Raw genomic sequence first — 13731 nt, forward strand, 5'->3', positions numbered from 1 at the left:
CTCAAATGGTTCGATTTGGATGAGGAAGGTCGCGTTCGCTCCGACACCGCCAATGAGGTGATTACCGATCGTACGAAGATCGTTGCCGTGACGCACGTGGGCAACACCACTGGAGCAATCACCGACATCGCTCCGATTGTACGGCGTGCCCACGAGGTCGGCGCGGTATTCGTGCTTGACGCATGCCAGTCCGTGCCGCATCTCAAAGTCGATTTCCATGCCATGGACGTCGATTTTGCCGCGTGGAGCGCGCACAAGATGTACGGCCCGACCGGAGTGGGCTTCCTGTACGGCAAGCGTGACATGCTCGAGGCGCTTCCTCCGGCGAATTTCGGCGGATCCATGGTGGAACTGGCTTGGATGGACAAGGAGGCGCAGTACATGGAGCCTCCGGCGCGCTTCGAAGCAGGTACGCAGCCGGTGGCGCAGGTCGTGGCGGCCGGTGTCGCCGCCGACTGGCTGATGAACATCGGCATGGAGAATCTTGAGGCCCATGAGCGGACCATCACCGACGAGCTACTCAAGATGGGAGACATCGAGGGAATCCGCATCCTTGGCCCCCGTTCCAACGTGAACCGTATCGGCACCGTCGCATTCGAAGTAGAGGGCGTGCACCCGCACGATGTCGGACAGTTCATCGACGCGCAGGGAATCGCCATCCGCGTCGGCCATCATTGCGCGCAGCCCGTGCACCGGCATTTCGGCGTGTACGCGTCCAATCGTGCTTCCAGCGGCATCTACAATTCGGTCGAGGATGCTCAGGCCCTTATCGAGGCGCTTGGCAAGGTCCGCTCGTTCTTTGGGGTCAGGTGACAGGACATGAGTGATTACGAGATGTCCGGCGGCGATCTTGAGCAGATGTATCAGGAAGTCATTCTTGAGGCTGCGAGAAACCCGCATGGCAAGGAGCATTTTGCTCCCGACCTAGCTTCCGAAGAAGCCTCACGAAGTGCTGAGACCACAGTGCGTGCCAGTCATGAATACTGCACGCCAGGTGAATCGCATCAATTCAACCCGACCTGCGGAGACGAGGCCACCGTGCATGCGGAGGTCTCCGATGCCGAACCGAGCACCATCGAACGGCTTGTATGGGACGGTCACGGATGCTCCATCTCCCAGGCCAGTCTGTCCGTGATGGTGGATCTCGTCGAAGGAAAGACCGTGGACGAGGCTATGAAGCTCGCCGATACCTTCCATAAACTCATGGAGTCCAGAGGCAAGGGTCTGGATGACGAACAGGCTGAGGATGCTTTGGAGGATGGCATCGTCTTCCAGGGAGTCTCCCAATATCCGATGCGCATCAAATGCGCGTTGCTGGGCTGGGAAGGCATGAAGGACGCCGTCGCCAAGGCGTTGGCGGCCAAAGAGAAATAATTCGGTTCGTCGGCCGGAAAACACCGGTGACAAACCCGATGTGACGTACTACCCTTGCTCAACAGCAGCATCCATCAAGAGTCTGGAGTGATAATGAGCGATACCCTGGTACCCGAACCGCAGGCGTCGGTCTTCGATTCCGTTGCCAAGGCCTTGGGCGACGATGAGGACGCGGCCCGTCGCGTCATGCTCAATCCGAATCTGGCCAAAGGATTCAAGAACGGGAAGCCGGTGGAGGTCAACGCCGAGAGCGGCAAACAGGATGATGCATGCGGTTGCGGTGACCATGCCGGAGCATGCGCATGCGCCGAGCCGCAGAACGATGATATTCCGTTGAAGGCCGTCGATGACATCGGACGTGCCACGGCGGCCGACGTGAAGGAAGCCCTCCATCAGGTCATCGATCCGGAGCTCGGCATCGACGTCATCGACCTTGGCTTGGTCTACGGCATCGAAATCGACGAGCTGGGACGTGCCATCATCACGATGACACTCACCACTCCCGCATGTCCACTGACCGATCTGATCGAGGACGAATGCGCCAGCACCCTTGCCGGTCTTGTCGAGGAATTCCGTATCGATTGGACATGGCAGCCGCGTTGGACTATGGACAAGATCACTCCGGAAGGACGTGACCAGCTTGCCGCGCTTGGCTTCAATTTCGACAATCTGCCGAAATACTGACGACCATAATCCGTATCACGGTTCAGCCGGTGCGATGTGATTCTGACCGGTTCGCATATGAAGGGCGCGCCTCCCAACAAAGGAGGCGCGCCCTTCATATGTTCTCGATGTCCTCGTATCAGTCGTCGACCACGGTACCCTTCGGCACCACCGTGATGCCTTCGGGCGTGACGGTGAAACCACGGGCCAGATCATGTTCGGTGTCGATGCCGACCGTGGAATTCTCGGTCAGGACGACGTTCTTGTCGAGAATCGCCTTGTAGACGCGTGCCCGACGGTTGATGACCACGCCATCGAACAGAATCGAATCGACGACCTGCGACCACGAATGGATGCGCACATTCGGCGACAGCACGGAATGATGAACCTCTCCACCGGAAACGATGACGCCGGGGGAGACGATTGAATCGGTGGCGTGCCCCAGACGGTCACGACCCGCGTGCACGAACTTCGCGGGCGGCAAATTGCCAGACAGCGTGTAGATGGGCCATTCGGTGTTGTACAGATTGAACTCCGGCACATAGGAGATCAGATCCATGTGCGCGTCGTAGAACTGCTTCAGTGTGCCCACATCGCGCCAATAGGCGTGATCGGTCGGAGTGGCTCCCGGAATCTCATTGGAGTTGAAGTCGTAGACGCCGGCCTCGCCTCGCGCTGCGAAATACGGTGCGATGTCGCCGCCCATGTCATGCTTCGTGTCCTCGGCCTTCTCATCCAAGGCGAGGGCTTCGAACAGAGCGTCGGTATTGGCCACGTAATTGCCCATGGAAGCCAGAATGGAATTCGGATCATCCGGCAGTCCCGTGGTGGTTTCCGGCTTCTCCTGGAAGCTTTTAATCATATTCGGATGTTCGGGATCGACCTCGATGACACCGAACTGGTTGGACTGGCTGATGGGCTGGCGGATGCCGGCCACGGTGAATTCGGCGCCGGAATCGATATGCTGCTGCACCATCTGCTGGAAATCCATGCGGTAGACGTGGTCGGCGCCGACAATCACCACAATATCGGGCTGCACATCCTCGATGATGTTGACCGTCTGATAGATGGCATCCGCGGAGCCCAGATACCAGTGCTTGCCAAGACGCTGCTGCGCCGGCACGGGGGAGACGTAATTGCCCAGTAACGGAGAGAAACGCCATACGGTGGAGATATGGCGATCCAGCGAATGGGACTTGTACTGGGTGAGAACCACCGTCTGCATGTAGCCGGAGTTGACCAGATTGCTCAACGGAAAATCAATCAGACGGAACACACCGCCGAACGGGACCGCCGGCTTGGCCCTGTCCCTGGTCAATGGCATCAGACGGGTGCCTTCACCGCCTGCCAGCACGATGGAAAGAATCTTCGGGTTCTTTGCCATGGGAACTCCTCTCCGAGAGCGTCTTACGACACCGTATGCACGACCGGTCCGCTTCCTCACGAAACCGCTTACGCACACCATGATTGCATATTTTCAGCAAATAGCAAGGAGTTTTCAGCGCGAGTCCTGAAAATTTGCAATGCGTTTCAGTGTTGTTTCATTCCTTGTGACGCTCCGGAGCATCGCTTCATGCGGCGAGACGACGGGTCGCGTAGAAGGCGACGGCGCTCGAGGCCGCGACGTTCAGACTATCCACGCCATGGCTCATGGGAATCTTCACCGTCAGATCGGCGCGGGAAATGGTGTGGTGCGACAGGCCGTCGCCTTCGGTGCCGAAAATCAGCGCAAGTTTGTCGATGTGGTCGTCGGCAGTCTCGTCATTGTTGAGACGACGTACCAGTTCATCAAGGGAGATGGAATCATCCTCAAGCGCCATCGCAACGGTGGTGAATCCCAGATCCCGCAATTCCTGCATGCCGACGAACGGCCAGTAATGCCTGTCATCTCCGCCGATGCGCGTCCAGGGCACCTGGAACACCGTGCCCATGGATACTCGTGCCGCACGCCGGTATAGCGGGTCTCCGCAGGAAGGAGTGACGAGCACCGCATCCACGTCGAGGGCTGCGGCGGAACGCATGAGGGCGCCGACGTTCGTATGGTCGACGATGTCTTCCATGACCGCGATGCGGTGGGCATTACGGCAGACCTCTTCGACGCTGGGCAGCGGCCAACGTTTCATCGCTGCCAAGGCGCCGCGATGGAGCCGGTATCCGGTGAGCTTTTTGAGCTGGTCGGGAGAGGCAACATAGACGGGGATGTCGGATCCCCAACGTTTGTCGATGATGTCGAACGTTTCGTACATGCCCTCGATCCACGGTTCCTCGACCAACAGCGAAATCGGTTCGCGGTCCGCGGCGAGCGCCCGGTCGATCACTTTGGGGGATTCGGCAATGAACAGTCCCTTGCTGGGTTCCAGTTTGTTGCGTAGTTGGATTTCCGTGAGATTCGTGTATGCTGCCACACGTTCGTCATCGATGGATTCGAGATGGATGAACCGCATTGCCTGTCTTTCGCTAGATACAAGAAAACCCCTTGTCTCCAAGGGGTTTTTCCGGTGTCCGGAGCGGGACTTGAACCCGCACGCCTGTATAAAATAGGCACTAGCACCTCAAGCTAGCGCGTCTACCATTCCGCCACCCGGACAGGTGCGTTGCTCACCGGCAACGAATGAAAACTATAGCAGCTTGGCTCCATGATGCAAATCTCGGCGTGTCGCGGCTTGTGTCGGGGTTTCTGATAGGCTCGGAAGCTATGACTGATGCCCTTTTCCTGCTTGATGCGGATCATGATGACGTGCCGGTGAATAGCGACGAGATTAACGCCGGGTGGAAATTGACGCTTCCCGCGTCCGTCCGCCGGCATGCGATTCAGGTCATGCGATTGAAGGATGGCGACGAGTTACAGCTTTCCGATGGCAAAGGATTGCGCATCCATGCCGTGTTGCGTGACGCTCAGCAGGGTATTGCGGAGGTGCTGCGGTTCGGCAGGGAACCGCAGCCAGTCACCAGACTCGCGTTGGTGCAGGCCCTTGCCAAAACCGGTCATGACGAGCAGGCGATTGATATGGCGACGCAGATCGGCGTGGATCTGGTGATTCCATGGCAGGCTGATCGTTCCATCGCCAAATGGAAAGCCGGTCGCACCGATAGGAAATGGAAACAGACGTTGGAATCCGCCACGGAGCAGTCCCGTCGGTCGTGGACTCCTCGATTGGACGATTGCGTGTCCAGCAAGCAGGTGGTCGCCATGTGCAAGCGAGCCTGCGTGCATGGCGACATGGTGATTGTGCTGCATCAGGATGCCACGAAAACCTGGAATCAGCTGGAATCAGATATCGCCAAACTGTCCGATGCCTGCCTGCGGGATGGGCATCCGCGCACCATATATGCGCTGGTCGGCCCGGAGGGCGGCATCAGCGATGCTGAGATCGAGGCGTTCACCAAAGCCGGGGCCGAGGTATGCGTACTTGGAAGCAACATCCTGCGTGCGTCCACGGCAGGTCCCGTCGCGCTGTCGTTGCTCGCGCGTGCTTTGGGACGCTTCGTCTGATCGCGTCTTCGGCGGATGGACCATCTGAACCGCCCTGCTCACCGCTGGTGTAGCATGGTAGCGAAGGTTTTCGATACCGATAAAAGGAGCATTATGAGCGATCAGGATTGCCTGTTCTGCAAGATCATCGCCGGCGAGATTCCCAGCGAGAAGGTGTACGAGGACGAAACCACTTACGCCTTCAAGGACATCAATCCGAAGGCCAAGGTGCATGTGCTCATCGTTCCGCGCAAGCATTACGCCAATGTGGCCGAACTCGCCCAGGCTGATCCCGCGCAGCTTGCCCATATGGCTGAAGTGGCGCAGAAAATCGCCGATCAGGAGTTCCATGGGGCGTTCCGGCTGATCTTCAACACCGGAATCGATGCCGGACAGACCGTGTTCCATGTGCATGCCCATGTGCTCACCGGCGAGAAACTTGAAGAATAGTCCCAAATATTTCCCAACCGATATCGGAAGAGGTTCCGTGGCCACCACTACACGTACCATCGCGATACCCCAGCAGCTTGATCCGGTGACCGTTCTCGGTCCGGTGGACGAAGTGCTGCGGGAGGTCGAACGGGCGTTCCCCGAACTCACCATCATCGTTCGGGGCAACCGCATTGCCATCATGTCTCATTCCAGCAAATCCGAACCGCAGGCCGCCCAGGCCGAGCATGTGCTGGCGGATATCATCCAGGCAGCCTACACCGCGCCGATGGATGCGGACACCGTGCGCCGCACGCTTGACCAGAACGTGCTTAGAAATCCGGTACGCGCGATGCGCCCCGGTCATGGACGCGTGGTGGAGGAACTGCGCATGGCCGACAAGCAGCAATCGCACGCGGCCGCCCATGACGCCGCCGTCGACCGCCGCCGTTCCCATGTTCCAGGCGTCATCACCTTCGCCCTTGGCAAGCCAGTACGCGCCAAAACGGCCGGACAGATCGCCTATGTCAACGCCATCGAATCGCACACCATCACTTTCGCCATCGGACCGGCCGGCACCGGCAAGACCTATCTCGCCGTGGCCAAGGCGGTGCGTGTGTTCCAGGATCGGCAGGTGCGACGCATCATCCTGACGCGCCCGGCGGTCGAGGCCGGAGAGAACCTAGGTTTTCTGCCTGGCACGTTGAACGAAAAGGTCGATCCGTATCTACGCCCCCTGTACGACGCGCTGTCGGACATGCTTGGAGCCGACCAGCTCAAGCGTTACATGGATGACGGCACCATCGAGGTCGCGCCGCTTGCCTATATGCGCGGTCGCACGCTCAACGACGCGTTCGTGATTCTTGACGAGGCGCAGAACACCACCGAGCAGCAAATGAAGATGTTCCTGACGAGGCTCGGTTTCAATACGAAGATGGTCATCACCGGCGATGTGACGCAGGTGGATCTGACCGTGCCGAAATCAGGTCTGGCCACCATCGAACGCATTCTTGGCGGCATCGACGACATCGCCTTCGCCCATTTGAAGCCCGAGGATGTGGTCCGCCACGCGCTTGTCGGCAAAATCGTCGAAGCTTACGAGAGGCATGCGGCCATAGCCGGTGACCACAGCAGACATGGGCATGCCGCATCATCAAGGACACACGATATGGAAAAGGAAAGCGCGTAAATGAGCGTTGAAGTGACGAACGAAACCGTCTGGCAGATCGATGGCAAGGTCTTCTCCGATCTTGGCATATGGGTCATGAGCCAGATGCGGGTCAGCACGCAGTCGGACCTGACCATCATGTTCGTGGATCCCGATCCGATCGCGCAGTTGCACATGCGTTGGATGAATCTCGAAGGGCCTACCGACGTCATGAGCTTCCCCATGGACGAGTTGCGCCCCGGAGACGGCAAAACCGAGATGGAAGGCGTGCTGGGGGACATCGTCCTGTGCCCATGGGTGGCGGCCCAGCAGGCGGTTGCCGCAGGGCACAGCACCATGGAGGAAATGATGCTTCTGACGATTCATGGCATCCTCCATCTGCTTGGATACGATCATGTCACTCCGCAGCAGGAACGGCAGATGTTCGGGCTGCAACGCCAGTTGCTCCTGACGTTTTTCGCTTTGCGTCAAGGGGCGGGCGCCCAGGCAATGCTGCCTCCTGGAACACCGGATGCGCTCGCCGAGTGGGACCGCGAGCATGGTTCGGGTGGCAAAACGGCCCGATGATGAGATGATGCGCCGTCCGATGGCTTCAATGGTGGGGGATTGATGAATATGGAAACAACAACCATCGCGTTGATTGCGACGCTTGCCGTTGTTGCGTTGCTGCTGGTATGGCTTTCTCTGTCGATGGCCGCGGCCGAAGGCGCTGTCGGCCGCGTCACACGGGCGAGCCTGAACAATCTCATCCTTGAGATTCAGACGGATGCGGACGCGTCGCAATTCATTCGGGACAAGAAGATCAAACGCATCCACAAGGTGCAGCGGCTGATCGCGGACAGATATGCGACCGCGGGATCATGCGCGTTTTTCAGAATCACCTGCAATGTGCTTGACGGTGTGTTGGTTTCCGCCATCGCATCGTTGTGCGGCGCGCCACTATGGGCCGAACTGCTTGTGGGATTCATCTTCGCTCTGGTGGTAGCGGTGATTTCCCTGCTGGTCCGTCCGCGCAGCGCGGGGGCGACCAAGCCTGTCGACATCATGCTGAAGCATGTCGATGCGGTGTCCATCGCGACGGTGCTGACGCCTTTTGCGAAGATCGGTGGACAAAAGGATTCGAAGCGGCATTCGGATGACTTGTCGGATGACGAGGAGCTTGAGAAGATTCAGCTCGAACAGGGGCGCGCCACCATCGACCGTCTGGTCGAGGCGAACGATTTCGATCCGGAAGTCTCCGAAATGCTTCGAAACGTTCTGACGCTGTCCGAGACGTTGACCCGTGAGATCATGGTGCCGCGCACCGACATGATCTGCATTGAGCGTGGAGAGACGTTGGAGAACATGCTCAAGCTATGTTCCCGTTCCGGTTTTTCCCGCATTCCGGTTATCGGAGAGGATGTGGACGATCTGGTGGGCGTTGCCTATCTGAAGGACGCGGTACGCGCCACTGCGTTCAATCCCGCGGCCACGTCGCGTGACGTCGAATCCATCGTCCGGGAACCGATGCTGGTGCCCGAATCCAAACCGGTTGATGACCTGTTCCATCAGATGCAGCGCACTCGCCAGCATGTGGCCATCGTCGTGGACGAATATGGTGGCATCGCCGGCATGGTCACCATCGAAGACACGATCGAACAGATCGTCGGAGAGCTGGAAGACGAGCATGACCGCACCCAGCATGCCGATCCGGAGCGGATCGGCGAGCATAAATGGAGCATGCCGGCGCGCACGCCCATCGCCGACTTGGAGGAGATTTTCGAAATCGACATCGACGAGGATGATGTCGACACGGTGTACGGACTGCTCACCAAACTGCTCGGACGTGTGCCGATCGTCGGCTCGTCGGCGGTGACGAGAGGACTTCGGCTGACTGCGGTCGATTCCGCGGGACGACGTAAGAAGGTGTCCACCATCGTGGTGGAGCCAGCCCACGTCGAGGGCGTGGACGAAACTGAACAGCACGAGCATCAATCCGACGATGCCGAGAAGGCATCCCAAGGAGACAAGGATTCCAAGGACAAGCATGACTGACGCAGATGTTACCGAGCAGACTTCCCAGCATTCCGGCGCCGCAACCCCCGTTCCGTATCGTTCCGGATTCGTCGCCGTGGTCGGCCGTCCGAACGTCGGCAAATCGACGTTGATCAACGCATTGATCGGCACGCAGATCGCCATCGCGTCATCCCGTCCGGAAACCACGCGTAAGGCCATACGTGGCATTCTCACGACTGACAACGCGCAGATCGTACTGGTCGACACCCCGGGCATCCATCGTCCGCGCACGCTACTTGGACAGCGTCTGAACGATGTCGTGGAGGAATCGTTGTCCGATGTCGATGCAGTCGCGTTTCTGCTGCCCGCTGATCAGGAAATCGGCCCTGGCGACAAGCGCATCCTGAGCAGGCTTCGTTCCGATTTCGCCGTCAAACGTGATGATGGAACCTTCAAGTGGAAGGTGCCGCTGATTGCCATCGTCACCAAAATCGACGAACTGGATCGGGGAGCCCTGATCAACAAGCTCATCGAGATCAATGAGTTCGCGGACTTCACCGACATCGTACCGGTGAGCGCCCTTGCGCATGACAATTTGAACGAAGTGCGCAATGTTCTGGTGGAGAACATGCCCGAAGGTCCCCAGATGTATCCGTCCGAGCAAATCACCGAGGAGCGTCCGGAGGACACCATCGCCGAGCTGATCCGCGGCGCGTTCCTTGAGGAGCTGGATGATGAGCTGCCTCATTCGCTGGCCGTGGTGGTCGATTCCATCGAATATCCGCAGGACAACGACAGTGGCGAATCCTATTCCGGCAAGGCTCAGGTGATCGTATCGATCTACGTGGAACGCGATTCGCAGAAGCCGATCATCATCGGCCACAACGCGGAGCATCTGGTGCGGGTCAAGAAGAAGCTGCGCACCGCGGTCAATCGTATTGTCGGCCAGAAGGCCAAGCTCGACCTGCACGTCAAAGTGGCCAAGGGATGGCAATCGGATCCCAAGCAGCTCGAGAAGCTGGGCTTCTGACCTGCTAGGGATCCGCTTCGCGGCGGATTCGCTTACTCCGCTTACGGCTCGGCCGTCTAACTTATAGAAAATCAATTGAGAAAAAGGGGATGTCCACCAAATCCCATGGTGGACATCCCCTTTTGTGGCGCTGACGCGCTTATTTCTTCTTGGTGTACATCTGCGTGTTGAGCAATGTCGCGTAACGCTTGATCACCTTCGGGCGGATAACCTTCATGGAGGCGGTCATCAGCCCGTTCTCCTGCGTGAACTCCTCCGGCAGAATGATGAATTTGCGTACGGATTCGGCGCGGGAGACGCCTTCGTTGGCCTGATCGACCCACTTCTGCACTTCGGCGCGCACGGCCGCGTTACTGGCCGCCTCTTCCATGGACATATTACGGTCGAGTCCCTTGCTTTCCAGCCAGGGGCGCAACGCCTCCTCGTCAAGCGTGATCAATGCGGAGATGAAAGGACGCTTGTCGCCGAGCACCAGCGCCTGGGACACGAATTCGCAGCGTTTGATGACTTCTTCGATCGGACCAGGGGAGACGTTCTTGCCGCCGGCTGTGATGATAAGATCCTTCTTGCGGCCGATGATATACAAGAATCCGTCATCGTCGATCCGCCCCAAATCTCCGGTTCTGTACCAGCCGTCCTCCGTGAACGAATCCTCGGTGGCTTCATCGTTCTTATGATACTTCGGGAACACTGACGCGCCCTTGACCTGAATCTCACTGTCTTCGGCGATGCGAAGCGTGAAACCGGGGAACGCGATACCGACGGAACCTTGATGGTACGGCACACCCAGCACGTTGAACGCGCACGGAGCAGTGGTTTCGGTCAGGCCATAGCCTTCGTAGACAGGAACGCCCGCACCGCGGAAGAACGCCAGAAGCTCCGGATCGAGCGGGGCTCCTCCTGCGACAATCCACTTGGCACGTCCGCCAAGCACATCGCGTAATGCGGCATAGACCATTGGATCGAAGGCCGCGCGACGAGCCTTGGTAATCACACCGGCCTTGCCCTTGACGCTGACCTCCTTCATATAGTTCTGCGCGGCGACCACCGCCGCTGCGAACGCGACGCCCTTGGCGCCATGTCCAGCCTTCTGCGAAGCCGCGTTGTACACCTTCTCCAGCACACGTGGAACCACAATCATCACCGTGGGCTTCGCGATCTGCAGGTCGGAGATGAGCGTCTTGATGCCCTGGGCGATATAGATGTGCAGATTGCTTGCCACACAGATGTAGTTGATGGCACGGGCGAAGGAATGCGCCTGCGGCAGGAACAGCAGAACCGTGTTCTTCTTGTCGTGCAGCAGCTCGGGCATATAATCAGGCAGATTGAACGCGGTCGCGCAATAGTGTTCGTGCGTCATTTCCACGCCCTTCGGCGCGGCCGTCGATCCGGAAGTGTACACGATGGAACATAGGTCGGTCTTCTTCACGGTGGCGATGCGGGCGTCGAGCTGTTCGTCACTCACACCCGAACCGTACGCCTTGATCTCCTCAAGCCCTCCGGTCTCGAAGCAGACGATATGCTCCAAGGTCGGGCATTCGGTCTCAGCGCCGTCCGACTTCTCCTTCATGTCCGTGGTCTCCACGACCAGCAGACGCGCGTCGGAGTTGTTGACGATGTTGCGGATCTGCTCGGCGGAATCGGTGTCGTAAATGGTAGCGAGCACCCCACCGCAGGCCATGACGGCCGCGTCGAACACGTCCCAGGCGTAGGAGGTGCGGCACATGAACGCCACGCCATCGCCCTTCTTCAGCCCGTAGTGCAACAGACCCTTCGCGACGGAACGGATGTCGGCGAGCGTCTCGTTGGCGGTTTTCGTGACCCAATCGCCATCCTGCTTGTAGGTGTACAACGGCTCATCGCCCATGCGCTCGGCGCGGTCGGCATAGATGTCGTAGATGGTGGTGCCCTCATCGAGCGGAGGGTTGCCCTCGGTCTTCGTGGTCAGCAGACCGGTCTCCGGGTCGAGGAACGTGGTGGACGGGTAGCCTGGGCCCCATTCGGCGGTGTGAGGTAGCTCGATATGGCCATCGGAGGAGAGGATGTTGTCCGGATCGTTGTAATCCGGTGTGTTTCCGGAATCATCGCTGACCGGGTGCACGAAATCGTTTCCCAGGCGCAGTGCCTTCTTCGCGAGATTGGTGGCCTGTTTGTTCAACGAGGTGATGATGGACACGTGACTCTCCTACACATATAAACGGTATCTAAGGAAGGAATGATAGCCCGTTGTGCCCGACACGTCACCTTACGGTAGCGTAAGGTGACGCGCCTTATATAACGGTTTCCGGCATGCGATGGAAAGCCTCGGGATTCGAAAGATGAACGATTGCGCGTATACCAGCGTCGCTTACGTTACACTTGGGCGCTGTATCTGTTCATTTAGATTTCTTTAATGAGGAAGAAAGGGCACCTATGGCTGAAAAAGCTGAAGCCACCGTGGTCTTCGGAGTTCTCAATGAGACTTCCGAACACGAGTCCCGTGTTGCTCTGACACCGGATATCGTAACGAGGTTGCGTAAATCGGGCGTTGCATGTCTGATTGAATCCGATGCGGGCGCCGCTTCGCATTACGTCGATGAGGATTATACGAAGGCGGGTGCGCAGGTCGTCTCCGCCGATGACGTGATCGCTCGCGCCGATGTGCTTGGATTCGTCGATCGCCCGGATAAGGATCTGCTTGCCCGCATCAAGCGGGGCACGTGGATTATCGGCATGCTCGGATCGTTCACCGATGCCGATTACGTCGCCGCGATCGAGAAGGCCGGCTTGGTCGGCGTAGCCATGGAGAAGCTGCCACGCCAGCTGAGTTCCGCTCAATCCATGGATGAGATGACGTCTCAGAATTCCGTGATGGGTTACAAGGCCGCCATTGTGGCCGCCAACGCCTATGGATCTTTCCTGCCGATGATGACGACTGCGGCCGGTACCATTCGCCCGGCCAAGGTGCTCATTCTGGGTGCGGGCATCGCCGGCCTGCAGGCCATCGGCACGGCAAAGCGTCTGGGAGCGGTTGTCACCGCGTACGATGTTCGCCCGGCTTCCAAGGGTGAAGTCGAGTCCTTGGGCGCCAAGTTCCTGGATCTTGGTCTGGACTTCTCCAAGGGCCAGGGTGAGGGTGGTTACGCCCGCGCGTTGAGCGCCGAGGAACAGGCCCAGCAGCAGGCTGCGGTCGATCAGAAGGCCGCCGGCTTCGACATTGTCATCACCACCGCCAAGGTGCCGGGACGCAAGCCCCCGGTCCTTCTGACCAAAGCCGGCGTGGCCGGTCTGCACCGTGGCGCCGTAATCGTCGACTGCGCTGCCAGCGATCTCGGTGGCAACGTCGAGGGCTCCATCGTCGGAACCCAGGTCACCGACAATGGCGTGACCCTCATTGGCGCCCCGTATCTGGCCAGTGGCGTGTCCACTACCGCGTCCAATCTGTTGAGCCGCAACGTGGCCGACGTGCTGGCGCATTTCGTCCGCGACGGCAAGCTCGCCGTCGATTTGAACGAGGAGCTTGACAGCGCCATGGTCGTGGCCGGCCGTGGCGAGGAAGCCAAGAAGGAGGAGAAGTAGGCATGGATATCGTTGTTGCGATCACACTGTTCATCCTCGCGC

13 protein-coding genes and 1 tRNA gene are annotated in these 13731 nt (G+C 58.8%); 10 read left to right on the top strand and 4 right to left on the bottom strand.

The window, feature by feature from the left end:
* The 3 genes from ACR0P8_RS06825 to ACR0P8_RS06835 form a co-directional block, all read left to right on the top strand.
* Window positions 1-813 (top strand): aminotransferase class V-fold PLP-dependent enzyme (locus ACR0P8_RS06825; protein ID WP_432624379.1); only part of this gene is annotated, 813 nt, incomplete at its 5' end.
* Window positions 814-819: 6 nt separating this feature from the next.
* Window positions 820-1374, top strand: a complete 555-nt coding sequence (gene sufU, locus ACR0P8_RS06830) for a Fe-S cluster assembly sulfur transfer protein SufU (RefSeq protein ID WP_432624380.1) — start codon at window positions 820-822, stop codon at window positions 1372-1374.
* Window positions 1375-1467: 93 nt separating this feature from the next.
* Window positions 1468-2058 (top strand): metal-sulfur cluster assembly factor, encoded by a 591-nt coding sequence (locus ACR0P8_RS06835; RefSeq protein ID WP_432624381.1) that lies wholly within the window; start codon window positions 1468-1470, stop codon window positions 2056-2058.
* A gap of 118 nt (window positions 2059-2176) precedes the next feature.
* Here the strand turns inward: ACR0P8_RS06835 and glgC are convergent, their stop codons facing one another.
* The 3 genes from glgC to ACR0P8_RS06850 all read right to left on the bottom strand — a co-directional run bounded on the left by glgC (window position 2177) and on the right by ACR0P8_RS06850 (window position 4624).
* Complete coding sequence (glgC, locus tag ACR0P8_RS06840; RefSeq protein ID WP_432624382.1) at window positions 2177-3421, bottom strand: glucose-1-phosphate adenylyltransferase; 1245 nt, start codon at window positions 3419-3421, stop codon at window positions 2177-2179.
* A 187-nt stretch (window positions 3422-3608) separates the two neighbouring features.
* On the bottom strand, window positions 3609-4481 hold the full coding sequence (locus tag ACR0P8_RS06845; protein ID WP_432624383.1) for a TrmH family RNA methyltransferase: 873 nt from the start codon (window positions 4479-4481) through the stop codon (window positions 3609-3611).
* A gap of 55 nt (window positions 4482-4536) precedes the next feature.
* Window positions 4537-4624: transfer RNA gene (locus ACR0P8_RS06850), tRNA-Leu, on the bottom strand.
* A 108-nt stretch (window positions 4625-4732) separates the two neighbouring features.
* Between ACR0P8_RS06850 and ACR0P8_RS06855 the strand changes: the two genes are divergently transcribed.
* The 6 genes from ACR0P8_RS06855 (at window position 4733) to era (ending at window position 10131) form a co-directional block, all read left to right on the top strand.
* Window positions 4733-5530, top strand: coding sequence for a 16S rRNA (uracil(1498)-N(3))-methyltransferase (locus ACR0P8_RS06855; protein WP_432624384.1), 798 nt, complete (start codon window positions 4733-4735; stop codon window positions 5528-5530).
* 93 nt (window positions 5531-5623) lie between these two features.
* Complete coding sequence (locus ACR0P8_RS06860; RefSeq protein WP_432624385.1) at window positions 5624-5959, top strand: histidine triad nucleotide-binding protein; 336 nt, start codon at window positions 5624-5626, stop codon at window positions 5957-5959.
* A 37-nt stretch (window positions 5960-5996) separates the two neighbouring features.
* Window positions 5997-7127: a PhoH family protein gene (locus ACR0P8_RS06865; RefSeq protein WP_432624386.1), complete on the top strand. Its 1131-nt coding sequence runs from the start codon at window positions 5997-5999 to the stop codon at window positions 7125-7127.
* Window positions 7128-7673, top strand: a complete 546-nt coding sequence (gene ybeY, locus ACR0P8_RS06870) for an rRNA maturation RNase YbeY (RefSeq protein WP_432624387.1) — start codon at window positions 7128-7130, stop codon at window positions 7671-7673.
* A gap of 48 nt (window positions 7674-7721) precedes the next feature.
* Window positions 7722-9140, top strand: a complete 1419-nt coding sequence (locus ACR0P8_RS06875; RefSeq protein ID WP_432624388.1) for a hemolysin family protein — start codon at window positions 7722-7724, stop codon at window positions 9138-9140.
* The gene (gene era, locus ACR0P8_RS06880) at window positions 9133-10131 is read left to right on the top strand and encodes a GTPase Era (RefSeq protein ID WP_432624389.1); all 999 of its coding nucleotides are present in this window, start codon (window positions 9133-9135) and stop codon (window positions 10129-10131) included. Before ACR0P8_RS06875 ends, era begins: the two co-directional genes overlap by 8 nt.
* 139 nt (window positions 10132-10270) lie before the next feature.
* Here era and ACR0P8_RS06885 read toward each other — a convergent pair whose 3' ends face one another.
* On the bottom strand, window positions 10271-12307 hold the full coding sequence (locus tag ACR0P8_RS06885; RefSeq protein ID WP_432624390.1) for an AMP-dependent synthetase/ligase: 2037 nt from the start codon (window positions 12305-12307) through the stop codon (window positions 10271-10273).
* Window positions 12308-12543: 236 nt separating this feature from the next.
* On the opposite strand from ACR0P8_RS06885, the gene ACR0P8_RS06890 reads away from it, so the two are divergent.
* Complete coding sequence (locus tag ACR0P8_RS06890) at window positions 12544-13689, top strand: NAD(P) transhydrogenase subunit alpha (protein WP_432624391.1); 1146 nt, start codon at window positions 12544-12546, stop codon at window positions 13687-13689.
* Window positions 13690-13731: the final 42 nt, after the last annotated feature.

The sequence above is a fragment of the Bifidobacterium sp. genome (genome assembly GCF_050874245.1).
In the GTDB taxonomy this organism is placed as follows: domain Bacteria; phylum Actinomycetota; class Actinomycetes; order Actinomycetales; family Bifidobacteriaceae; genus Bifidobacterium.

Excerpts from the sequence above, each read along its gene's own strand:
- ACR0P8_RS06845 (WP_432624383.1), bottom strand. The coding sequence starts at position 4,481 with ATGCGGTTCATCCATCTCGAATCCATCGATGACGAACGTGTGGCAGCA.
- ACR0P8_RS06835 (WP_432624381.1), top strand. The coding sequence starts at position 1,468 with ATGAGCGATACCCTGGTACCCGAACCGCAGGCGTCGGTCTTCGATTCC.
- era (WP_432624389.1), top strand. The coding sequence starts at position 9,133 with ATGACTGACGCAGATGTTACCGAGCAGACTTCCCAGCATTCCGGCGCC.
- ACR0P8_RS06890 (WP_432624391.1), top strand. The coding sequence starts at position 12,544 with ATGGCTGAAAAAGCTGAAGCCACCGTGGTCTTCGGAGTTCTCAATGAG.
- ybeY (WP_432624387.1), top strand. The coding sequence starts at position 7,128 with ATGAGCGTTGAAGTGACGAACGAAACCGTCTGGCAGATCGATGGCAAG.
- ACR0P8_RS06875 (WP_432624388.1), top strand. The coding sequence starts at position 7,722 with ATGGAAACAACAACCATCGCGTTGATTGCGACGCTTGCCGTTGTTGCG.
- sufU (WP_432624380.1), top strand. The coding sequence starts at position 820 with ATGAGTGATTACGAGATGTCCGGCGGCGATCTTGAGCAGATGTATCAG.
- glgC (WP_432624382.1), bottom strand. The coding sequence starts at position 3,421 with ATGGCAAAGAACCCGAAGATTCTTTCCATCGTGCTGGCAGGCGGTGAA.
- ACR0P8_RS06855 (WP_432624384.1), top strand. The coding sequence starts at position 4,733 with ATGACTGATGCCCTTTTCCTGCTTGATGCGGATCATGATGACGTGCCG.
- ACR0P8_RS06860 (WP_432624385.1), top strand. The coding sequence starts at position 5,624 with ATGAGCGATCAGGATTGCCTGTTCTGCAAGATCATCGCCGGCGAGATT.